The organism is Cytobacillus sp. Bva_UNVM-123 (genome assembly GCF_046351715.2).
Classification (GTDB): domain Bacteria; phylum Bacillota; class Bacilli; order Bacillales; family Cytobacillaceae; genus Cytobacillus.
Genome location: NZ_CM177772.1, coordinates 2542217 through 2565212, shown reverse-complemented (window position 1 = coordinate 2565212; position 22996 = coordinate 2542217). Strand labels below are relative to the sequence as shown.

The window sequence follows — 22996 nt, the reverse complement described above, 5'->3', positions numbered from 1 at the left end:
TAGTTCCCTGCTTTTGTAGCTTTAAAATAAAGTTTGATCAAAACCAACCTCCCCAACCCACATTTTACGATAAATTAAAAGAATCCATTTTGAATAAAGCTCAAAATGGATGTTCTTCTTGTGAAGCAGTATACATTTTTTGTAAAAAAGTTTAATCACTTTCTAACTGTGATCCTCAATAATTGCAATATGGCCCTTTAATGGAACAATGCAGTTTGTAGGTTTAAGGGTTAATAATCTGCCCAACTACAACTTCTACGCATTCTGCCATCGTGGAAATTTGAACAACCAATGGTTTTGCTAATTTCACACTAAAAGGGATTTAGGCAAGGGAAGTACCAACCTAATCTCTTTAACAATAAAATACAAATCCTGCGAAGATCTAATTAGATACAAAATTGCAAGTTTGTAGGCACTTTTATGTCATTTCGCATAATAGTAGGTATTTCGATAGTTGTCACTTTTGACATAAAAGTGCTCATATTAGTTCGAAAAATACTTTGATAAAGATTTACTTATAAATAAATCTCATTTTTATTATAAAAGATAGCTATGAATCACATTAGTTCAAAAGGTTATCATCAACCCGTAAAGCCCTGCCTTCTCAAGATGAATTGAAAATGCAAAGAGTACACCCCACATAAACAGTCAGGCTTCTTTTGACTGTTTATGTGGTATTTATATAACTACTTACACCTCGAAGGTTTAACAACAAGAATTATTATTATAGCCATCTAAGACGATGCCTAATTCCCCATTCTCTTCCTCCACATTAACAGTAACGCCTAATAACTGATTTTTCACATCAGGATGAATGGCTATTTGTAAGCCGTTTATTTGTTTAATTGAGTCGTTCTCTTCTGCCTCTTGAAGTGCTACACCTAAATTAACGCCGCAACATCCAGCGATTCCATAAAAGCGTAATGTTGAGACATTATTATCCTTCATGGCTTGTTGTATATAGCTTTTTGCTTGATCTGAAATATTCATCGTTATTCCTCCAATTGATCAGTATTTGATTTGTAAAAGGTATTTCAGTCCATCAATTCCTTTTGGTTCATGTATACTCCAAGGAATAATGACCATTTGTCCATGCGATAAGTCATCTACTCGTTGAATCCAATTGATTTCAGCCTGTGCTTTTTGAGTCAATATCGGATCCTCTGTATCCGTTATATAGAAGCTTTGATTCATAACCCACCAATGGATAGTGATATCGGCTCGTTTTAAGTCCTCTTCCAATCGAGTGGCTTCAAATACAGGTGTCGCCTCTGGTAAAGTAGTAATAATGATGCTAGTGTAAGAATCATCACGCAACTTCGGTAATAAGTTCCTTACAGAATCAGGAATTTCGCCTGAAGAACGAGAAATCTCTTTATGATACGCTTCGGATGCATCTAATAACAAAAGTGTATGGCCCGTTGGAGCTGTATCAATCACCACGATTTGATCCTTGGATTCGTCAATCACATTGGCAAATGCCTTGAACACTGCAATCTCTTCTGTACATGGTGATTCAAGATCCTCTTTGATGTAAGATAGTCCATCTTCATCCATGGTCTCGCTAGCCTTGGAGAGTACTTCATCCTTGTATTCCTGTACTACCTTTTTAGGGTCAATGGAGCTGATTGTTAAGTTTTCATGCAATCCATTTTCACCAAATGTCCAAGCGATATGAGCAGCTGGGTCTGTTGTTGTTAGATGAACTTTTTTCCCTCTTTCTGCTAACCCTAGTGCTATAAGGGATGCTATCGTCGTTTTGCCTACGCCACCTTTACCCATAGTGAAAATAACTCGTTGTTGATGTTCTTCATAAAAATCCAGTAAGTCTTGGATCGATTGGTAAGAGAAATGTTCCTTTTCCCTTTCAATGTGCGATATAGCCTCTAATTTAAGACTGAACCAATTTTCCATTTGTTCGATGCCCGTAATGGAAAATGGAGCCAATGGCAAATAATACATTGGATACATCTTTAATTCCGTTGGCATCTCCTTCAATGCAATCTGCTGTCTTTCAAACATCGTTTTTGCATAATGATCACTTACAGCTACTTGCTCAAAAACCCCATTAATAATTACTTGCTGATTACCAATTCCAATTTCTTTTAGTTCACTTGAAGCCCTTGCTGCTTCTCGTAAGGGAGCTTCTTCGGGACGGCTAACCAACAAAAGAGTAGTTAACTTAGGATCAGATAAGACAGTAACGGCTTCGCTATACATCTGTTTTTGACTTTCAAGACCTGCCAGTGGTCCTAAACAGGAGGCACCATTCGGATTGTCCTCAAGAAATCCCGACCAAGCCCTCGGTAATTGTAACAAGCGAAGGGTATGACCTGTCGGTGCTGTATCAAACACAATGACATCATATTCGTCAGTAATCTTCTTGTCAGTCAAAAGAGACGAAAATTGGTTGAAAGCTGCAATCTCAACCGTGCACGCACCTGACAGTTGCTCTTCCATCGAAAATAAGACCGTATCAGGTAACTTTCCTTTATATGGGGATACAACTCGCTCCTTATACTCGGCAGCTGCCTGAACAGGATCTAAGTTCAGTGCATACAGATGATTGGTGCCTTTAATCAAGCTAGGATGATTGGTCAATACTTGATTAAAGACATCTTGCAGATTAGAAGCAGGATCTGTACTGATCAATAGAACATTCTTTCCTTGTTTGGATAGTGTCAAAGAAAGGGAACTAGCGACAGATGTTTTACCAACGCCTCCTTTACCTGTGAAAAATAGAAACTTTGTGGTAGGAAAATGCTCTTTAGTGAAACGTTTCAACCTAGTTCCCTTCTTTCTGCGTCTTAAGCGATACGCGTACCTTTGGTTTTTGCGTCAATTCTTCTGCTGAAAATCCTGTCCACTGCTCAAACTCATTATTTGAAGGATAATTTCCTGTTAACTCGATCTGACCATCCACCAGTATAATCGGCAAGACAGAAGGACCTTTTTCATTCAACAGTTTATTGATATTGGTATTCTTCATGAAATGCTCTGTATCAGTCGCTAAATTGAAGCGCTCAATCGGATACTGTTTTTTGGATAAGTTACTGACAATAAAGGAAACACGTAATAATTCAGGATCAATGGATGGACCACAAACGCCTGTTGAGCAGCACATAGCTGGATCAAAAATTTGAATTTGTTTCATGTAAAACCTCTCCTTATTAATATTTGCATGTTAATTGTAGAAATAAGCAAATACTTATATATCCTGTTAAAAAAATAGCCAAAAGAGTACCTTGGCCATATGTTTATTTATTCTCCCGAACGCGCAAAGTGTTTGATACGTTCGCCAATTTCATTTCGAACACGTAGGAAGAATGACCATTTTTCTTCTTCTGAGCCATCTGCTTTTGCTGGATCATCAAATCCCCAATGTTCACGCTTCACATGAGGGGGAGTCATAGGACATTTATCAGCTGCATCTCCACATAATGTAACCACTAAATCTGCACTATTTAATATCTCGGGTTTGATAATATCAGATGTTTGATTTGAAATATCAATTCCTATTTCTTTCATAGCTTTTACTGCATTTGGATTTAATCCATGAGCTTCTATCCCTGCGCTATATACATTCCACTTATCACCTAAATATTTTTTTGCCCAGCCTTCAGCCATTTGGCTGCGACACGAATTCCCTGTACAAAGAAAGTAAATTGTTTTTTGCTGCCCCATAATGTCAACTCCCCCAAATAAATTTTCTTACAATTTAATTGCCCTAAAATATTTCTTCTCCCATCTTAACGCAACACTCACTAGTGCAATTAATACAGGTACTTCTACTAACGGACCGATAACAGCAGCAAAAGCTTCTCCACTGTTAATACCAAAGACTGCCACTGCCACGGCAATCGCAAGTTCAAAGTTATTACTTGCCGCTGTAAAGGATAAGGAAGCTGTTACAGGATAAGATGCCCCTGCTTTCTTAGATGAAAAGAATGAAATCACAAACATGATTAGGAAATATATTAGTAACGGAATCGCAATTCGAATGACATCCATTGGCAAGGCTATAATTTTGTCACCTTTTAAAGAGAACATCATGATAATGGTAAACAATAGTGCAATAAGTGTAAGAGGGGAAATTTTCGGTAAGAATTTTTGTTCATACCATTCCTTCCCTTTTGTTCGTAGTCCAATCATTCGTGTAAGAATACCTGCAGCAAATGGTATTCCTAAATAGATCAGTACACTTTTTGTAATTTCCCACATGGAAATAAAAACTGTCATGTTCTCTAGCCCAAAGACACCTGGCAATACATTTAAGAAGAAATATGCAAATACCGAATAAAACACAATCTGAAAGATTGAGTTGAATGCAACTAATCCAGCAACATATTCGCGGTCACCACGAGCCAAATCATTCCAAACGATGACCATCGCAATACAGCGTGCTAACCCAATCAAAATTAGTCCAGCCATATATTCAGGATAATCGTGTAAAAATATTATGGCCAAAAAGAACATTAAGAAAGGTCCTATTAACCAATTTTGAAATAATGAAAGTAATAACACTTTCCAATCTTTAAAGACACGCCACATTTCCTCATACTTTACTTTTGCCAGTGGCGGATACATCATGATGATCAACCCAATAGCAATCGGAATTGATGTTGTACCTACAGAGAATTTATCCAAGATATCTTTAAAACTTGGAACAGCAAATCCTAGTAAAATACCTAAACCCATTGCGACAAAAATCCATAGCGTCAAGTATCGATCTAGAAACGAAAGCTTTTTTGTCAAACTTTTTTCTGCCATTCTTATTTCCTCCTAGTATATTAGCATTGGGAAGAACATTTGGTGATTGAATAAGGCTCTAATTCATCAAGGAGCGATTGAATGTAAGGCTCTTGTATTTCATTCAATCTAAAATGTTTCCATGTACCTTTTTTTCGCTCAAGGATAATTTCCGCTTCTTTTAGTTTTTTTAATTGTTGACTTACACCGGGTTGTGATATTTGTAAGACCTCCACAAGGTCACAAACACATACCTCCCCTTGCTTTATACAAGCAAGAAGCTTCAACCTATTTACATCACTTACAGCCTTTAATTGATTAGCCATACGCTCCAACTTATCCATTCATTACCCTCCTTCTAAAACATTATTAAATACTTATATTACATATTACTTATATTTAAATGATGTGACTAAGAGTAGCAAATGATACTGTCTCACTATAATCACTTACAAGAAAAAATATCACACCCTCCTAACATAATCATTTGATTATATAATAAAACACTTATATTTAAGTTTCAAGTCTCCAATTACAATTGAGTAATAAAATAACTATGCCATTCGGGGAAATTAAGGCATAAGTTTACTTAAGTAGCAAAACATATGCTTTAAGTTACACATAACAATACCACTCTTCAAGAAATAATAAAGTGCAACCCGATAATCACAGTACAGCAAGAAATTCCAGTTTATTGACCTCCTTATCTTTGAAAAAAATGATTTTAATTCTTCACTATAGTAAAATATTCTATTTTTTTCAAAAAACAACATTGATAATGCGTATATCCGATTGAAAAGTCCACGTAGAGTTCTGATTTTGGCATTCGCCCACAAACTAAATTAGCTCAAATACCCTAGATACTTTCGTTTCAATCAAGTAAATATACAAAAACAGGAAAAGAAAATAAGTTGTTTTTCTTTTCCTGTTTCATTTTAAGGACTTATGTGAGCCCCTCCATTTTTTTTACCCCGACGCATGTAATGCTGTGTGACATTTTCTGCATTAAATTGCTCAATAATATATTGAACAGCCTCTTGTAGAGCTAATTTACTGTTACAAGTGAAAACATCTATTGCCGCATAACCGTACTCTGGCCACGAATGAATCGTTAAATGTGATTCTTGAATAATGACTACACCGCTAACCCCGTAGGGTGAAAAATGATGGAAATGTTCGGTCACAATCGTTGCCTTTGCTTTAAGGGCAGCTTGACACATAATCGTTTTAATTTGTTGCACGTCATTAAGTAATTCAACATCGCAATCATGCAACTCTAATAAAATATGATGCCCTAATGTATGCTGGGATTGTGACTTTTCTACTGTTCTCTTAATTTGTGAAAACTTTTTATTTTTACAACTCGGGCAACCACTGGATTGAAGTTGAGCAATCGTGGTGTATTGATGTCCAACGCCGACTGTAATGGAGTGCTGACAATCGGTACACTGATAAACGACAGATTTCCGCTCAATTTCTCCTGTGTAAATTGGTTGCGTAAATTTACGTTGATTAGGAATATAGGGAGTCATTTGCTCTGTTGTTTGTAATACGAATAATTGACTGGTAGCGCCTAAAATCTGCGCACCTTCATAGGTGTTTATGTCGTATTTAATACTGTCAATAACGAAGCCCATAGCAGATAAGCTTTGTTGTAGTTGCCACTGCTTTTGATAGCTACGTTTAGCGTAGGAAAAAAACACATGCCGCATTGCTTCTGGCTTAAGTGAGTTAATTGCACGTGATAAAAAAAGCTGTGCGCCAATCAAGGTATACGGTGTATCTGTGTATACGCAATCAAACTGATGGGCGTATGTTTTAGGCAAAGGCTCCTGAACGTTATAATAATCTGTTTTAATCGGAAGCTCATAGTCCTCAGCTATTTTGTTAATCGTATATAAAATTCGCCTATCAATATCTAACACAACAATTTTAGTTGTGGAATGAGGAGCGATTTTCTTTAGTAAAAACGCTAGTGCAATACTGATGAAATCATCATCGCCTAAACACAAAATGCGCTTATTGAGTAGCATCGTATAGTCTAGTGCGAGCAATGCACGTTTTAAGGCTGTCTCAACTGTACATTTTGCTTGATCAATTGCTACGTCAGCTGTAGGTCTAGCGTCATAAATCGTGCTTAATTCGCTTATATTTTGTGTAATCCATTCCGTACGAAATGCATCATCAGTCGTTAATTGAAGGTAGAGTTTAGTATCAGCACCTGAGAGTTGAAAATATTGCGAGATAGCAAGTTGACCCTTTTTCGTTAAGCTATGTTTGCCCCATCCTCGCTTGGCAAATTCTTTCTTCATTGCTGAAACGATAGGTATTGGTAAGTCTGTCGTATGAGCTAAAGATTTAGTTGTGCAATTTTTATGGAAATATAAATCAAGTAGAGCCTTTTCTAATGTGTGATAATGTTCTTCAAGCTGCATATCAGCTGTCATTTGTTGTAATTGTTTTTGCATTGTAGATTCGTCCTTTCAATTTTAATAAGTAAAAATTAAAATTGTCTAAATCAACGAATAGAAAAAGCGCGACTAAAATTAGTCGCGCCAAAAGTATAAGAAGCTAACTAATTCTAATCTTGCTTTTTTTGCATAACAAATAACACCACTATATAGGTGGTTTGTTTAACAAAATTAGGCTATAACGTTGATTAGATTAGAATTCTACAATTAACAAAAAGTTCACCCTTTAATAAAATATTACTCCTACTATATAATTAGTATAAAAGTTTGTCAAGTATTTCGGAAATCTTAAGTTGATAGTGTAATATTTGCTCGAAAATGTATTAATTGGCGATCCAGAATAACAGACAATTATTTCAAGCGAATAAATGACCATTTAGTGCTTGTTTTATGAAAAAATCTAGCAAACGGGTACGTTTATTAAATTAAGTAGTATACCCTATATGTATTATGCAACCTGGATCACTTAGTAGGTGGTTTCATCCGTTCATTAAAACACCTTTCCCTTTATTTCCGTTTGAGGATTCTGAAATATCTCATTAATGATATATAGTTCTATAAAATGTGTACAAAATTTCCATTGTATTGTTATGGCTTTACCTGGGTTTGGTTAAGACAAGATTCTATAGCGTTTTTCATATGATTAACGAGTGCTGTTACCTCGGAATCCAGTCCTTCCCACTTATCAATATACTCTCCTCGATAGGCTTTTCTTGCTAAATCTAGTAAAGTCGAGTATTCTTTGGGCAACCGAGGTAAAGCCCATTTTGCAGCCACATCTTTTGGAGAAATTTCACCGATAGACACTGTCTGCCACATTCGAGCCAAGGTTAAAATTACATTACGCTCATCACCCTTGATACCCTCAATCAATCCTTGCAAAGACTCCTTAATCGCTCTTCGAATATCTGTCATCGGAACGGGGTCAAGTATATCTGAAGCCTCAGGACCGAATAGAGAAATGCTATTCTTTCTCGCTTGCGCTAAAACAATAGCCAAATCAGGATCAGAGGTTGGTTCTTGGATTTGTCCTTTCTCAAACTCACTCCTGAGCCACTCACCATAGATAAATTCAATTCTTGGTGGATATCGCCAAGGTACAACATCGCAATGGTTTATAACCGTGACTTCAAGTGGTCTCACAGAATCTGTATTTCCTATCTTTCCAGATATAAGCATGAGTCTGTCCGTTAGTTTTTTTCGAGATATTTCAGGTAAACTATGATTCACGACCACTAGAACATCTACGTCACTGTTAATGCGTAAGCCACCATTTACTGCAGAACCAAATAGATATACCCCGACTATCGAACTTCCAAGCAACTCCTCTACGATTTTTAATGCTTGCATCGCTTGCTTTTGTATTTTTTCGTTACTCAAATCGCTCATCAACTAAAACTCCTCTCCTCACAAATCTAAATATAACTATAATATTAGCGTTGTACGATTTTTTAGTTTCTTTATTTTTTTATGATAAGTCAACGCCATTTGTTAAGCTTTTTAAGAAAATATCATGTGATTCTCTTACTTCAACAGGAAATGCTCGATCAAAAATTTTTAGAGCATTTTCTAAATTACTTACATTATCAAATGTAATTTCATCCCATTTAATAGTCATGCAATATCCTCCCAACAAATTTATACAATTTTACCATAATCACTCAAAAGTCACCGTATTAGTGCTTACTACTTACTAATCTATCTACGGTGATAGTTTAGGAGTATCACTTTTCACCTGGCAATCAGTTTAGGAACAGTGTCAATTTGAAAATATTGTATCACTTCTATTACCGTGACAGTTCAACCGCACTTACCTATCATAACAATTAAATAATCTAGTTTAACCAAAATTTTTTTACAAAACACTTGACCCTAGGTCTGACCAAAGGTATATCTTTGAGATATTCCCACTTTATCCTTAGGAGTGAATGTTATGAAGAGTGAAATTACAATTAGCGAATTAGCTAAGCTTATGAACGTGTCTGTTCACCAAATTCGTTATTTTGAAGAGAAAGGTGTACTTGAGCCTGCTTACACAGATAACAATCAGTATAGAATGTACGGCATCGAGCAAGTATACCAGCTAGCACAGATTCTGATGCTTCGAAAACTTGGAGTCCCTGTTCATTCCATTAAAGGATGTATGACTTCTTTCTCTGCAGACCAATATCGACAGCTTTTTCAGCGTTCTTTACGAGAAATAGAAGAGGATTTGATGCGACTCAAACAGCTTCAGCAGTTCATTAAAAAAATATTGCTTGAACAACAGAACTTGAGCATACAACCCCGACAATATCAAATAAAGCGTCGAGACATCACCCATTTTGCATGTTGGATTGAAATGGATTCGAGTACGAAGCTTGATGCAAAGCTGTTGGTTAAACAGGCGAAACGTGTTCCAAACTTATTCGAATCGGACATTCATTATATTTACGATGGTTCAGGCACCATTAGATTATACACAGAAACGCAAGTGCCTAGCGACTTTTCCTTACCTGAAGGGAGTTACCTTTCTATGCAAAGCCTAATCAATGAAGAAAATGAGCTTGAACATCTTATTGAACAGTTTTATGACTATGCTGCTACACAGTCTTATGTCATTTCTGGCCCACTCATTCTCATTGAGAAATCGTATTTATCCCTATTTAGCAACAACAAGCTGCATTACGAGCTACAAGCCTTAATTGAGACGGATGTAACTTCTGAAGGAGGTAATAATCATGACTACGGCACCCATAACGGTTGAACCAATGCAAGCAAAGTACAACCCGCAAGTTGGTCGATTGCTTGTTCACGGTTTTCGCGGGAAATTTCAACACCTTACGAACATGAAGGATGACGATCTTGCTCTCTTTTTTGAACGGTTGTTCGACCATTTCCCCACCAAAGCGGGAAACCAAAGAATGGTCGCCCTGCAAGAGGGAGAAGTGATAGGAACTTTGTCTATTATATGGAATGAAAAATCAAACACGAAAAGAGAAAAGCAAAGTCTTCTTCCATGGAATTGGAAAAGCTCTAGCAACTTTGGAAAATGGAATTTTCTTAAAATGTTAATCGGGTTATCTTTTTTAGACCGTAAACCGCGAGCTGGGGAATGTTATATTGCTGACGCTGTTGTCCATCCAGATCATCGAAGTAAGGGTGTCGGAAAATTGCTGTTTGAATGGGCGAAGCAGTTTGTTCAAGGAGAGCCAAGCCTAGATATACTAAGCTTGCATGTCTCAGGTAAAAACCAACGGGCCAAGCATTTGTACGAGAAGTTATCATTCCGTACTTATTCCAAAAAAAATAGTATAATACATCATTTTCTATTCAATGAATTGAATTGGTACTTTATGGTCCAGAGATTAAAATAAACGAAAATCGTACTCACGAGGAGAAATAAGATGAAAAAGAAAATAACGATTGCCATTATGATCATCCTATTTAGCGGTACTGGACTTTATATTTTTAAGCAACACAGCTATGACATGGTTGAGAAAGCTGTTGAAATCCAGACGGCTGAAGGCAAATTGACCGGTACATTGATACTTCCTAAAAATTACACAGGAAAAGTGGGGTTAGTGTTGTTCATACATGGAGACGGCCCCGTAGATTCGACTCTTGATGGTGGTTACAGACACATCTGGGAACGGATAGCTTCTGCTGGATATGCTTCCTTATCGCTAAACAAGCGAGGCATTAACGGTTCGGAAGGAAGTTGGCTGAATCAGAGTATCGATGATCGCGTGGAGGAAGCGCGCCAAGCAATCGCTTGGGCAAAAGCGCAGCCGATGATTGACACGACAAAAATAGGAACGTGGGGAGCAAGCCAAGCTGGATGGGTTATTCCAAAACTGGCGGGAAAAGAACCGCTTGCATTTAGTATACTCGTAGGACCTGCCATTAACTGGTTGCGTCAAGGGGAGTACAACACGCGTATGCAAATGCAACATGATGGTTATGCAGAAGTAGACATTGAGCAAACAGTGGAAAATGGCAGAGAAGTAAGGAAACTTTTAAGGAAAAATGCGTCTTATGACGAATATTTGAAACTAGTTGGCGAAAAAGAAGCGATGTCAAAAGAACGGTGGATTTTTGTCAACAAAAACTTTTTGTCAGATGTAACCGATGATCTTCCCCTTTTCCGTTCTCCTGTGCTGTTGCTTTTAGGAGACAAAGATATAAATGTGGATTCGAAAGAGACGGAGCAAGTTTACCGCCGTATCGTACCTCCGGAATTATTGACAGTAACCGTCTTCCCTGACACGGAACATAGGATGATGAGCACGAAAACGGCAGATTCAGAGTTTCGATCTTTGATGATAAGTATTTTCAAGCCTAGGAAGATTACGGTACCAGAATATTTAGATGAAATGGAACAATTTTTAAGAATCTTCCTAAACACCCATAATCGCTAGTGAAATGAATGATAAAAAGTCGGTTATTCTTCCTGTAGAAAAACCGACTTTTATGTTTTATAAACGCAACACTTACTTTGCTTTTATGAAGCTCCTGCTTACAACGAAAAAGTTCTTTCTCATCATTATCTAATAACACCCATTGCTTTTTATCCATCAATACAAGTGAGATGTCATGCTTTTTAAGATAATTTCTTCATCAATATACAGAGATTTAGATTTATATTAACTTATTAAATCATCTCTACCTATCCGTTTTAAAAATTTATAAAATGTTTCGCGCTTTTTACCCATTTGTGAATAGGCTTCGATTATCTTTTCTACAGTTTCAAACAATTCTTCTGGCGTTAAATTCTCCTTTAGCAAAGTACCAACCTCGGCGTCTTTCCCTTTCGCTTTTCCACCAACATATAAATTATAATGGTCTCTAATTTTCATAACACCTATGTCGCTTAACATGGGTTCACCGCAACCAATGGGACAACCTGTATAGGCAACTTTTAAGGTAAAGGGAACAGCTCTTCCAGCAATACGGCGATTTAATTCTTTTGCTACCGGCATTCCTTCCTCTTCTTCTCCTTTGCAAAAATTACAGGTTCTCAAGCTTTTTACGAAGTTTCCAACTGGATAACATGCTAATCCAACATTTTGAAATTCTTCTATAATATCTTCTTTTTTGGCTTCTGGGATTTCTATATAGAGTTGTTGGAAGGTGGTTAACTCAAGTTCATCACCATCATTCAAGTGCTCTGCAATGACGGCCAATTGTTTGGCATTTAGTCTTGAACCAAATGATATTCCACCGTTAATAGCGAGTTTTACCATTCTTTCATTTTGATTCATATCAAGTTTCACATCCTTCTCATCATTTTATATCGATTTAATTTACCTTATTTTTCTAATTTCACTCTTTGTAAACGCAAAGCGTTCAACACGACCGACACGGAACTAAATGCCATTGCTGCGCCAGCTACCCATGGTGCAAGTAATCCTATTGCAGCAATTGGAATTCCAATCGTATTATAGGCAAATGCCCAGAATAAGTTTTGTTTAATATTACGCATCGTTTTGCGACTCATTAAAATCGCATCGGCAATACTGTTTAGGTCCCCTCGAATCAGTGTAATATCCGCAGCTTCCATGGCAACATCTGTCCCTGTACCAATGGCCATCCCAATATCTGCTGTAGCTAATGCCGGTGCGTCATTAATCCCGTCTCCGACCATTGCCACTTTTTTACCCTGTTGTTGCAGTTTTTTCACTTCTTCTGCTTTCCCTTCAGGAAGCACTTCCGCAATAACGTCATCAACGCCTACCTCTTTACCAATTGCTTGGGCTGTACGTTCATTATCACCTGTCATCATAATCACTTTAATGCCCATTTCTTGTAATCGGTGTACAGCTTCCTTAGAAGTATCTTTAATGGTATCTGCTACAGCGACAAGCCCTGCATAATGTCCGTTAATCCCTGTTAGCATTGCTGTTTTGCCATTGCGCTCTAATTCTTCCATCACTGGAAGAACAGATTGTATATCGATCCCATATTGCTGCATGAGTTTCCGTGTTCCAATGACAACCCCTTGACCAGAAACTGTCGCTTGCACCCCATAACCTGGGATCGCTTCGAAGAATTGGACATCACCTAGTTCAATGCCTTTGCCTTGAATGCCTTGAACGATAGCTTCTGCTAATGGGTGCTCTGATTGTTTTTCCGCCGCACCGATCAGTGATAAAAATTTCGTTTCGTCTTGACCAGCTACTGCTAAAACATCCGTTAGGACAGGTTTACCATGTGTGACAGTACCTGTTTTATCGACTACTACTGTGTCAATACCTTGAGTTTGTTCTAAGTGTTCGCCACCTTTGAACAAAATACCAAATTCTGCAGCACGACCGCTCCCTGCCATAATGGAAGTTGGTGTCGCTAAACCAAGTGCACATGGACAAGCAATCACAAGTATGGCAATTAACACTTCAAGTGCTGGTGTAAACTCACCTGGTTGAACAAATATTATCCATACTAGGAAGGCAATGATAGCAATCCCTACTACGATAGGTACAAAAATGCCTGAAATTTGATCCGCCATCCGTTGGATCGGTGCTTTTGAGCCTTGTGCATCTTCTACTACTTTAATAATTTGGGCTAACGCTGTGTCACGTCCAACCTTTGTTGCTGTCATTTTGATGAAACCATTTTTGTTAATGGTTGAGCCGTATAATACATCACCTGCTGTTTTATCCACTGGTAAACTTTCACCTGTTAACATCGATTCATCAACAGACGTTGTTCCATCTACTACTTCACCATCAACAGGTATTTTCTCACCTGGTCTCACTAAAATCGTGTCACCTATTATTACTTCTTCTAACGGTACTTCTTTTTCAACACCATCACGTACGACGATAGCTGTTTTTGCCTGAAGCCCCATTAATTTTTTTATCGCTTCAGATGAACGACCTTTTGCTCTTACTTCAAATAATTTACCTAAAAGAATAAGTGTAATCAGCACCGCACTGGTTTCAAAATATAGATGTGGACCATGGTGTGTTCCAGCTGTAACAATCGCTTGATATACACTATAAAAATAGGCTGCTGAAGTACCCATAGCAACGAGCACATCCATGTTTGCACTACCATTGCGTAGTGCTTTATAGGCGCCTACATAAAATTGTTTCCCAATAATAAATTGTACTGGAGTCGCCAATAACATTTGGAACCATGGATTCATTAAGATGTCTGGTACATATAAAAACGATGTAAAGGAAAAGTGTCCGACCATCGTCCACAATAACGGTAACGATAAAATCGCTGAAATAATGAATTTACGTTGTTGATCTTTAATGTGCTTTTCACGGTGGTCGACTTGTTCTTTTTCATCTTGTTTTTGATGTGCACCGTAACCTAGCTTTTCTACCTTTGCAATGATGTCTGCAATCGCTACCTCTGAAGGATTAAATTCAATCGTTGCTTTTTCAAGTGCTAAATTGACGTTCGCATTTGCAACACCTTCCATCCTTTTTAATCCTTTTTCTATGCGCGTAGCACATGCGGCACATGTCATTCCGGTAATTTCAAATTCCGCTTTTTGTTTGACAACACCGTATCCTAGTGCTTCGATTTTCTTTTCAAAATCAGCTTCACTTAGTTTCGAAGGGTCATATTTAATTGATGACTTTTCAAGAGCTAAGTTAACAACTGCTTGTTCGACACCCTCCATTTTGTTTAGCCCTTTTTCAATACGTGTTGCACACGCTGCACAAGTCATTCCGGTAATTCCAATACTCGCTTCTTTGGAAACTGTACTTTTTGCTGCTGAACTCATGAACTTTCCACCTTTCAAATACCCATAAGGGGTATATTTATTTGAAAATGAGAGAGTGCTACTATAGCACTCTTAATCTACCTCATATCCTTGGTCTTCAATCGTTTCCTTAATTTTATCAAGGGATACTTGCGATTCATTAAATGTTACTTCAACTTGAGCAACCTCTATTTTTACATTTACCTGACTAACACCTTCTAATTGGCCAACGCTACCTTCAATTGAATTTACACAATGCCCACATGACATCCCTTTTACGTTTAAGGTTAGATTTTTCAAATTTTTTCTCTCCTTTAAATAAAATATTATTTAGCTACATATACGCCGTAGGGGTATATGTAATTTGAAAAAATTTATTTTTTAATTAACTTATGAATGGTTAAAACTAATTCATTTAAAATTTCTACATCACCCTCTGAAAGGCGATCTACGACACACCCTTTAAGATGACCTTCTAAAAGAATTTTTGCTACACTATTTAAGGCAGATTGTGTGGCAGAAATTTGTGTAACACATCATCACAGTAAACGTCTTTATCTATCATTCCTTTGATGCCTCGAATTTGGCCTTCAATACGATTTAATCGAGTGGTTAAATCTTTCTTTACACTTTCTGGATGATGGCTTTTACGGCAAGAAGTAACATCCTCTGTATGGCAAGCTCCTTCTTTCACTGTGGTTTCCATTGGCTCACCTCCTATATTGATTACATATTACCATACCCCTGTTGGGTATGTAAATAGACAAAATAATTTTTTTCGGAGCAGGTTAGTGAAGCAATAGTAATTAGGTTTGACTGGGAAAATTGTCGATGATATTAAAAAAGACACCGAAGTGTCTTATGTTTTTCAAATTAAGCATACCGATAAATTGAAATTTAATTACTTAACATTATGCTTATCTTGGGAGCGAGGTATTTTATCGGTGAGTGTATACAAACCATGTAATGCTTGCTGTTAATAATGCTGACGAAATCAAAGCTGTAAGAACACTATATGTTTGCCAAATAAGTATCGTTGACCAATCGAAAGCACAGCACAGTATACCCAGGGCAATCGTAGCGATCAGGAAAATAACTGTTACGATTATTCTCTTTTTTGTCATTGGCTGCCACTCATTCGTTTTCCTTCTGCGTAATCCTAAGAGAAATAGCAGAACGGCCAATAGGCAAAGAATAATTGTGATAGACGACAAAATGATATCCAAAAGCTGTGTGCCACTTATTTCATATGACTGAGTTAGATTGCCGTCTAATATATCTTTAACTTTTAGTACCAGGTTTATATTGGTATTTGCGCCGTTGCTCAGCAAGCTGATGGCTGTTCGTTCATTTAGCAGTATGGCTACTTCGGTTCTGAAATTTGGATTGCCCCCAGTGTGTTCTATAATCGTTTGGTCGGCGTTTACCAACCAGCCTGCCGCATAATACATATCGTTGACAGCCGAAACAGACATATCACCCCTATGTGATTTTTCGATAACCGTGTGAAATATTTCGGGTATGTCCTGCACGATACCCATCTGTATGCCCATCCAACGCGCCATATCTTTTGTATTAGAAATGATGTAGCCTGCGGGTTTATTCCCAGCATAATCCGGAGCTTTAAATGGAGTTGTCATAAAAAAGGAAGAACGGTAGCCCTGTGCCAACTGTCCAGTGGCTTGAGCATCTTCTTTATAAACATACGTCTGGTGAAGACCTAACGGCTGAAATACCTGTTCCCTCATAAAGTCTTCATAGCTTTGTCGCGACACAATCTCAATAACCAAACCCAATACGTCATAATTAACGGTTCCATAGTTATACTGTTCACCGGGAGGGAACGCCAATTCAGCATCTACGAGCATTTCCACAGTCTTTTGCAACATATCCGGCGTATTGCCTTGTGGAATATTTTGAACCTTATGCCTAATATTTGTTAGACCACTGGTATGGTGAAGAAAGTTATTTAATGTAAGGCTTTGCATATCAACAGGTTTCCCTTGATACTTTAACGTAAACCAAGGTAAATATTTTTGGACAGGGTCAGTCATTGAGAGCAGCCCTTGCTCTTCCAATAGCATAATACCCATACCGGTAAAAGCTTTACTGACCGAGGCCAACTCATAGAGTGTATTTTCACTTGCAGACAACCCCTTTTCACGGTCTGCATACCCTGAAGAAAAGTAGAACACTTCATCATCAGCAAGTATTGAGATTGACATTCCCGGCACACCTGATATACGACAGGCATCATCTAGCAACGCTTGTATTGCCGCAGATTTCGAATCTGACAACGCATAACTTTGTGTTGCGAACCCTGAGAATAATATGAATATCGTTAATACAAAAGCAATAGTCTTTTTCATAAACTCTCCTTTTTGAAAAATTATAAAAGAATAATATAAATAACCTACTTTTACAACTACTAAACTAAATTTTAATTTATCTTTCTATTCACCTATATAATATCAAGTAATTGTGAAGAGTTACACTTAAACGAACAGATGCGTTAGTTCAATAAGAAGTAAACAACTTTATTATTCATTTTTTAAGTATTATATAAACAGATGGATGTAATTTGAAACAACTTTAAAGAGCCTTGCTACGTAGAATGTAGTAAGGCTCTTAGCTTTTATTAATCAAAATTCAATAACTTTATTATCATTATACAGTTAAACCCTTTTTCTACACGAATACCTGCCTTTGTTCCAGCGGTCCTGATAGCTCTGCAAACCTTTTATCCAAGCCACTCCCTTCACTCAGGAAGAGATTGTGCCACTGCAACAAACCTTTTTACCCCTTCACTTAGTTGTTTTTCATTTGCGTAAGAATAGCTTAAACGTATCCAGGATGATAGTTGTTTTAATGGATCACATACTTGACCTGGCACAAAGGATATAGATTGTTCGATACTTTTGGTTAATAATAATTCAGTTGGAAGTTTATCTGGGAGCTGCACCCATAAATTAAGACCGCCTTTTGGACTGGTCCATTTCCAACCAGTTACCGCTAGCTCTTCCTCCATGATTTCCTTTCGGATTTGTAGAGCGATACGGATTTTCTCCATGTGCTGGTGCATTCTTAGTGATGAAAAGTAATGGAGAAAAACTTTTTGATTAAGAAGTGGTGAACCATTATCAGCTAACGACTTTACTGTTATAAGTGAATTCATTAATGATGACTGACAAATAACAGACGCAATTCGTAAACCAGGTGAGATATATTTGCTAAAGCTTCGAATATAAATGACTGCCCCAGCAGTATCAAATGTGTAAATTGGAGACGGTGGGGCATGATCAAAATAGATGTCGTGATAGGCATCGTCCTCAATTAATAGACAGCGATATTGTTCAGCCAATTCTACTAATTTTTTGCGCTGCTCTACTGAAACAGTATAGCCAGTCGGGTTATGAAATGTTGGGTTGAGATAAAATAGGCGTGGTTTATATTGTTTCATATATAATTCAACTTGCTTTAAATCGTATCCATCTGGATGAATATCAACCGTTATTATCTGTGCTCCTTGTGCTCTAAAACTATCAATTGCAGCACTGTAGCTTGGACGTTCAAATAAAACAACATCTCTTGGCTTAATAAAAGTTTGAGCAATTAAGTGAATCGCTTGCTGTGAGCCAGAAGTGATTAATAGATCATCCACATTGAGATGAGTTTTATATTGGTTGATAAAATATTGAACGAGCATTTCACGCAGCTCTAAATCACCTTGCACAGTTGAGTAGGTTGCAAGTACTTTTGGATAAAGATCAAACACTTTCTTCACGTAATCAGAAAAATAATGATTGGGCAAAAGATTCGGATCAATTAACGCCTGAGAAAAACGATAGGAAACTGGTGATTGATGGATTTCAGATAAATGATTTTTTTGTACATATGCAGAAACAATTGGATTGTCTAAATAGGCAACATGTTTCGTCGCATTTGATTGGACAAAATAGCCCGCTTTATCTTTAACATAAACCCAGTTATGTTGTTTCAGTAATTGATAAGCCTTTAAAACAGTTAATCGATGAACATTCATTTCTAATGCTAATTTCCGGACGGAGGGAAGCTTTTCATGTTCTTGCCATTCTTTACGCTCTATTCGGTGCAATACATAATCATATACTTTCTTAAAAAGATAATCTCTATTTTGAATCGCTTTGCTCACATCGATTCCTCCTATTCAAAACAATTTTACCACGATCCATTCTAAACTGTTCTATCTTTTTCAATCTGTTCTATTTCCTTCCTTTTATAATAGAAAAAGAGGAGGAGTTTTAAATGGTCATTATTAATTATTTCTTTATGTGTTTGATTTTTGGAACAACATTTTTAGCAATTAAAATTGGTGTTGATGCAGGAGTGCCGCCATTTTTATCAGCTGGTCTTCGTTTTTTCCTTGCTGGTTTGCTGCTATTTAGTTTTATGGTATGGAGAGAAAAAGCGACAATAGGGTTGTTAATTCGAAAAGAGATGTTTTTTACAGGAGTATGTTTAACCTTTGGGACATTTGCGACTTTATATTGGGCAGAACAGTATGTAACATCGGGGATAGCAGCTGTTCTATCTGCCACCGCTCCGATGATGATCATCGTTATTCAGACATTTATATTGAAGCAAAAGGGAAATCGAAAATCATTGATTGGTTGTGTTGTAGGAGTCATTGGTGTCACGTTCTTAATCTTACCTAGTTTTTCAATTGATATTAGTCCCAAATGGACGGTTGGTTGTTTCGTCATTATAATCGGTCAAGTTTTTTACGCATCTGGGACGATTTATGCGAAGCATGTCATTCGAATCTTTGAAACGACATCACCAATTGTTTTAAATGCAGCACAAATGATGCATGGAGGGATTTTATTAATCGTTTTATCATTTTTTACCGAGAACATTCAGTTTGAATATTTAGTAAGTCCAGCTTCAATGGGCTCTCTTCTTTACTTAACTATTTTTGGTTCAATGATCGGCCATACCATTTATTATTGGCTTGTCTCAAGAACAAATCCTGTTTTTCCATCTACATGGCTGTATATCTCACCAGTAATTGCCGTTATACTAGGTGTTACCTTCTATCATGAATATATTTCTTGGCTAACAGGCATAGGTACTTTGACGATTATTGTAGGAACGATTTTAGTCAATTTCGAAACATTACGGAAGCTGCTTTGGGGGAAGGAGACTGTTCTTCAGGATGTTAAAAAAAAAGAAAATATCCTGCAAAGTACTAATAAGTACTAATTAAATACAAAATCGCAAATTTGTAGGCACTTTCATGTCGATAGTCAAATTAAAAATAAGTTTTACTCTAAAAATCTAAAGGAATGTCTCAATTTTTGGAGACATTCCTTCTTCCACAATCGCGCCGATCGTATTATTAGGTCAGCCAGAAAATATTTCTGGTTGACCATTTTTTATATCGATATATGATAACGGTAGCCGGGGTAGAACGTTCGCGCCCGTGGGGCTAAGACCCCGTCCGCAAAACAGTTCGCCCCCTACTTGTAGAAACATGTTTGAGGCTGGTTGGGACAATGATCTCGTATAACAAGCGAAGCTATGACACTACAAGAAGGATTAGGGGTACCGGTAATTATATTTGGAGGAGGAAGTTTATAATGAATCCAGTCATTGGTCTGGATGTGGCAAAAGGTGAAAGTCAGATTCAAGCATACTTGGAGAGAAAGAAACCCTACAAAAAAAGTTTCAAAGTAAAACATGATCTTGATGGGTTAGCTAGTTTATTAGATTTTATTAAAGAGATAGAAGATATTTCAGGAGAACGTCCCCCTCTTGTAATGGAATCAACGGGTCATTATCATACACCGGTTGTTCAATATTTTGAGGACAAAGGCTATTTAATTATTATCGTAAATCCACTCATCTCCTATAAAGCAAAAAGTTCTAGTTTGCGAAAGGTAAAAACAGATATCATTGATGCCAATCACCTCTGCGAGCTGTATTATAAAGAGGATTTAGAGCCTTATAAAAAGCGTGGTATCCAACTTATGAACTTACGTCATCTTACGAGACAGCACGATAATATCACAGGCATGTTTGTACAAACCAAACTACAATTTCAAGCAGTTTTGGATCAAGTTTTTCCTGGATATAGTAAGGTTTTTGGAGATTTATATTCGGACGTTTCTTTAAAGACATTACAAGCATTTCCTACTTCAGAAGATGTCTTGAAAGGTGATACTGAAACATTAACAGCTAAAATAAAAGAATTCTGTAATACTCGTTCACTACAATGGGCAAACAAACAGGCTGAAAAGCTAATGACTGCCGCAGCTCAAAACCCTTTTCAGAAGGTTTTATACTCTAGTCTTGCCCTGAGCTTAGATATGTTTATTAATATGCTCTTTGAATACAAAAAACATCTATCCATGCTTGAAAATGAGATAGATGTTTTAGCAAAAAGTATTGAAGAATCTAAGATTATCCGATCAATTCCCGGTATCGGTGAAAAAATCGCAGCCACGATTATTTCTGAAGTTGGGGAAATTGAAAGGTTTAATCATCCTAAGAAACTAGTCGCATTTGCCGGTCTTGATCCAAGTGTCTTTGAATCTGGCACATTCAAAGGTACTTACAATCGAATTACCAAAAGAGGCTCTAGCAGACTACGTCAAGCTTTGTATATGGCTGTTAAATGTGCTATTCGTGACTGTCGCAAACAGAAAACAACGGATGAAATCCTTCCTCGTAATAAGAGATTACGAGCGTTTTATGATAAAAAACGGGAAGAAGGAAAACCTTTTAGAGTAGCTGTGATAGCTTGTGCAAACAAACTCCTACATTGGATTTATGCACTTTTAAAAAGCAAAACTTCTTTCCAAGATTTAGCTTGATTTAACAATTTAACCGAGTTAACCGGAACTTTCCAAACACAGTATTTGGACGGTTATTTGGTATACACAAATTTAGTATAACATGATATTTTTAATTTTTTTATTAAAAAATGTTGACAACTATTGGCTGGTTTTGTGGAAGATCAAAGTCCGTTGAAGCTGGCGTATTTTTTAACTTTCTAACTAGATGTCGAATAAGCAAAATTATTATTACTATAATCAAAAACGTTCCATAGTTAAATCAGTATTTACGGAAACTGCAGCTTTATTACCATCGGCAGCAGAGATCATTAATGAGGAAGGTCCGGATTTTTCAGTTTCTCCAGCAATATATATATTTTTTTGTGTTGTTCTACCAACACCATCTGTTACAATTGTTCCATTTTCATGTACTTCACACCCAAGCTTCTCAGCAAATTGATTGGGGCGATAAAAAGATGGAACAACAAACCCACCTGATCTTATGATAGTTTCTCCTGATACAAATTCAATTTTTTGTAGATGACCGTCATCACCTATTAAGTTTTTGATCGGCTCCGATTTTATTTTGATACTACGTTTGTGTAACTCTTGAACTCCTTCTTTAGATAGTTCAACTCCATTTGTTATAACCACTAAATCCTTCGACCAGTTATAAATTATTTTAGCCATATGCAGTACATGCTCTTCTGTTTCCGCCATAACAATTAATGGCTTATCCCTTAGTTCCCAACCGTCACAATACGGGCAGCTAAATAGGCTTTTTCCATAATAATGTCTTACATTTGGAATAGAAAATACCTCTTGAATACCAGTGGCTAATATAATCTTTTCAGCAACAAATTCTCGACCATCCGTGGTTTTGGCGATAAATAGTTCATTACTGAAATCTTTAGTTATTTCAGTAACCGTTTTTTTAAAGTAGGACACAGATGGATAATTTTTCAACTCATTTAATCCAATCTCTTTAAACTCCCGTGGTTTAATACCATCTCGAGTAATAAATCCATGTGACTCATGTGTAACTCTATTCCTATTTGTGCCATTGTCAAATACAGCAATTTTCCTTCTAGCTCTTCCTAAAGTTAAACTTGAGCTTAATCCAGCTGGTCCTGCTCCAACAATAATACAATCATAAATATTCATATCTCTCCACCCTTTACTTTTAAATTATTATCGACTAATTAACAACTTTATTACTCTCTAATATCTATAATAGAGGTAAAAAGCGTGACTTATGG

At 37.0% G+C, this 22996-nt stretch carries 21 protein-coding genes and 1 pseudogene; 5 read left to right on the top strand and 17 right to left on the bottom strand.

The annotated features are described in order from the left end of the window. Positions 1-705: 705 nt before the first annotated feature. From KDN24_RS12815 to KDN24_RS12775, 9 genes are all read right to left on the bottom strand, one after another. On the bottom strand, positions 706-990 hold the full coding sequence (locus KDN24_RS12815) for an iron-sulfur cluster assembly accessory protein (protein ID WP_409973869.1): 285 nt from the start codon (positions 988-990) through the stop codon (positions 706-708). 18 nt (positions 991-1008) lie between these two features. Next, complete coding sequence (gene arsA / locus KDN24_RS12810) at positions 1009-2784, bottom strand: arsenical pump-driving ATPase (protein ID WP_491348451.1); 1776 nt, start codon at positions 2782-2784, stop codon at positions 1009-1011. 1 nt (position 2785) lies between these two features. Continuing rightward, positions 2786-3154, bottom strand: coding sequence for an arsenite efflux transporter metallochaperone ArsD (gene arsD / locus KDN24_RS12805; RefSeq protein WP_491348450.1), 369 nt, complete (start codon positions 3152-3154; stop codon positions 2786-2788). A gap of 107 nt (positions 3155-3261) precedes the next feature. Further along, positions 3262-3684 (bottom strand): arsenate reductase (thioredoxin), encoded by a 423-nt coding sequence (gene arsC / locus KDN24_RS12800; RefSeq protein WP_491348449.1) that lies wholly within the window; start codon positions 3682-3684, stop codon positions 3262-3264. Between the two features lie 27 nt (positions 3685-3711). After that, complete coding sequence (arsB, locus tag KDN24_RS12795) at positions 3712-4770, bottom strand: ACR3 family arsenite efflux transporter (RefSeq protein ID WP_491348448.1); 1059 nt, start codon at positions 4768-4770, stop codon at positions 3712-3714. Positions 4771-4790: 20 nt separating this feature from the next. Further along, positions 4791-5093, bottom strand: a complete 303-nt coding sequence (locus KDN24_RS12790) for an ArsR/SmtB family transcription factor (protein ID WP_409970499.1) — start codon at positions 5091-5093, stop codon at positions 4791-4793. A 591-nt stretch (positions 5094-5684) separates the two neighbouring features. Next, positions 5685-7217, bottom strand: a complete 1533-nt coding sequence (speD, locus tag KDN24_RS12785) for an adenosylmethionine decarboxylase (RefSeq protein ID WP_409973875.1) — start codon at positions 7215-7217, stop codon at positions 5685-5687. A gap of 591 nt (positions 7218-7808) precedes the next feature. Next, the gene (locus KDN24_RS12780; RefSeq protein WP_409973876.1) at positions 7809-8609 is read right to left on the bottom strand and encodes an aminoglycoside nucleotidyltransferase ANT(9); all 801 of its coding nucleotides are present in this window, start codon (positions 8607-8609) and stop codon (positions 7809-7811) included. Positions 8610-8688: 79 nt separating this feature from the next. After that, a complete protein-coding gene (locus tag KDN24_RS12775) occupies positions 8689-8838 on the bottom strand; it encodes a hypothetical protein (protein ID WP_409973877.1) in 150 nt (49 codons plus the stop codon). Positions 8839-9153: 315 nt separating this feature from the next. Between KDN24_RS12775 and KDN24_RS12770 the strand changes: the two genes are divergently transcribed. Genes KDN24_RS12770 through KDN24_RS12760 form a run of 3 tightly spaced genes read left to right on the top strand, consistent with a single transcriptional unit; the run spans position 9154 to position 11620 of the window. After that, positions 9154-9966 (top strand): helix-turn-helix domain-containing protein, encoded by an 813-nt coding sequence (locus KDN24_RS12770; RefSeq protein ID WP_409973878.1) that lies wholly within the window; start codon positions 9154-9156, stop codon positions 9964-9966. After that, entirely contained in the window at positions 9941-10576 is a 636-nt protein-coding gene (locus tag KDN24_RS12765) for a GNAT family N-acetyltransferase (RefSeq protein WP_491348447.1), read from the top strand. Before KDN24_RS12770 ends, KDN24_RS12765 begins: the two co-directional genes overlap by 26 nt. Positions 10577-10606: 30 nt before the next feature. Continuing rightward, the gene (locus tag KDN24_RS12760) at positions 10607-11620 is read left to right on the top strand and encodes an alpha/beta hydrolase family protein (protein WP_409973880.1); all 1014 of its coding nucleotides are present in this window, start codon (positions 10607-10609) and stop codon (positions 11618-11620) included. Here KDN24_RS12760 and KDN24_RS12755 read toward each other — a convergent pair. From KDN24_RS12755 to KDN24_RS12725, 7 genes and pseudogenes are all read right to left on the bottom strand, one after another. Further along, positions 11550-11777 carry a hypothetical protein gene (locus KDN24_RS12755; RefSeq protein WP_491348482.1) on the bottom strand — a complete coding sequence of 76 codons (228 nt, stop codon included), beginning with the start codon at positions 11775-11777 and terminating at the stop codon, positions 11550-11552. The two genes, KDN24_RS12760 and KDN24_RS12755, sit on opposite strands and share 71 nt — an antisense overlap. 68 nt (positions 11778-11845) lie before the next feature. Beyond that, positions 11846-12463: a nitrite reductase gene (locus KDN24_RS12750; RefSeq protein WP_409973881.1), complete on the bottom strand. Its 618-nt coding sequence runs from the start codon at positions 12461-12463 to the stop codon at positions 11846-11848. 47 nt (positions 12464-12510) lie between these two features. Beyond that, complete coding sequence (locus tag KDN24_RS12745; protein WP_409973882.1) at positions 12511-14943, bottom strand: heavy metal translocating P-type ATPase; 2433 nt, start codon at positions 14941-14943, stop codon at positions 12511-12513. 72 nt (positions 14944-15015) lie between these two features. Then, on the bottom strand, positions 15016-15222 hold the full coding sequence (copZ, locus tag KDN24_RS12740; RefSeq protein WP_491348446.1) for a copper chaperone CopZ: 207 nt from the start codon (positions 15220-15222) through the stop codon (positions 15016-15018). Positions 15223-15296: 74 nt separating this feature from the next. Continuing rightward, positions 15297-15628: pseudogene (locus KDN24_RS12735) on the bottom strand (metal-sensitive transcriptional regulator). Positions 15629-15860: 232 nt separating this feature from the next. Continuing rightward, entirely contained in the window at positions 15861-17291 is a 1431-nt protein-coding gene (locus KDN24_RS12730) for a serine hydrolase domain-containing protein (RefSeq protein ID WP_409973884.1), read from the bottom strand. A gap of 389 nt (positions 17292-17680) precedes the next feature. Further along, positions 17681-19093: an aminotransferase-like domain-containing protein gene (locus KDN24_RS12725; RefSeq protein WP_409973885.1), complete on the bottom strand. Its 1413-nt coding sequence runs from the start codon at positions 19091-19093 to the stop codon at positions 17681-17683. 113 nt (positions 19094-19206) lie between these two features. Here KDN24_RS12725 and KDN24_RS12720 point away from each other — a divergent pair, with 113 nt between their 5' ends. Together KDN24_RS12720 and KDN24_RS12715 are read left to right on the top strand one after the other, a co-directional pair. Then, the gene (locus tag KDN24_RS12720) at positions 19207-20163 is read left to right on the top strand and encodes a DMT family transporter (RefSeq protein WP_409973886.1); all 957 of its coding nucleotides are present in this window, start codon (positions 19207-19209) and stop codon (positions 20161-20163) included. Positions 20164-20540: 377 nt separating this feature from the next. Next, the gene (locus KDN24_RS12715) at positions 20541-21776 is read left to right on the top strand and encodes an IS110 family RNA-guided transposase (protein WP_491348258.1); all 1236 of its coding nucleotides are present in this window, start codon (positions 20541-20543) and stop codon (positions 21774-21776) included. 219 nt (positions 21777-21995) lie between these two features. Here the strand turns inward: KDN24_RS12715 and KDN24_RS12710 are convergent, their stop codons facing one another. Next, entirely contained in the window at positions 21996-22901 is a 906-nt protein-coding gene (locus KDN24_RS12710) for an NAD(P)/FAD-dependent oxidoreductase (RefSeq protein ID WP_409972802.1), read from the bottom strand. Between the last annotated feature and the right edge of the window lie 95 nt (positions 22902-22996).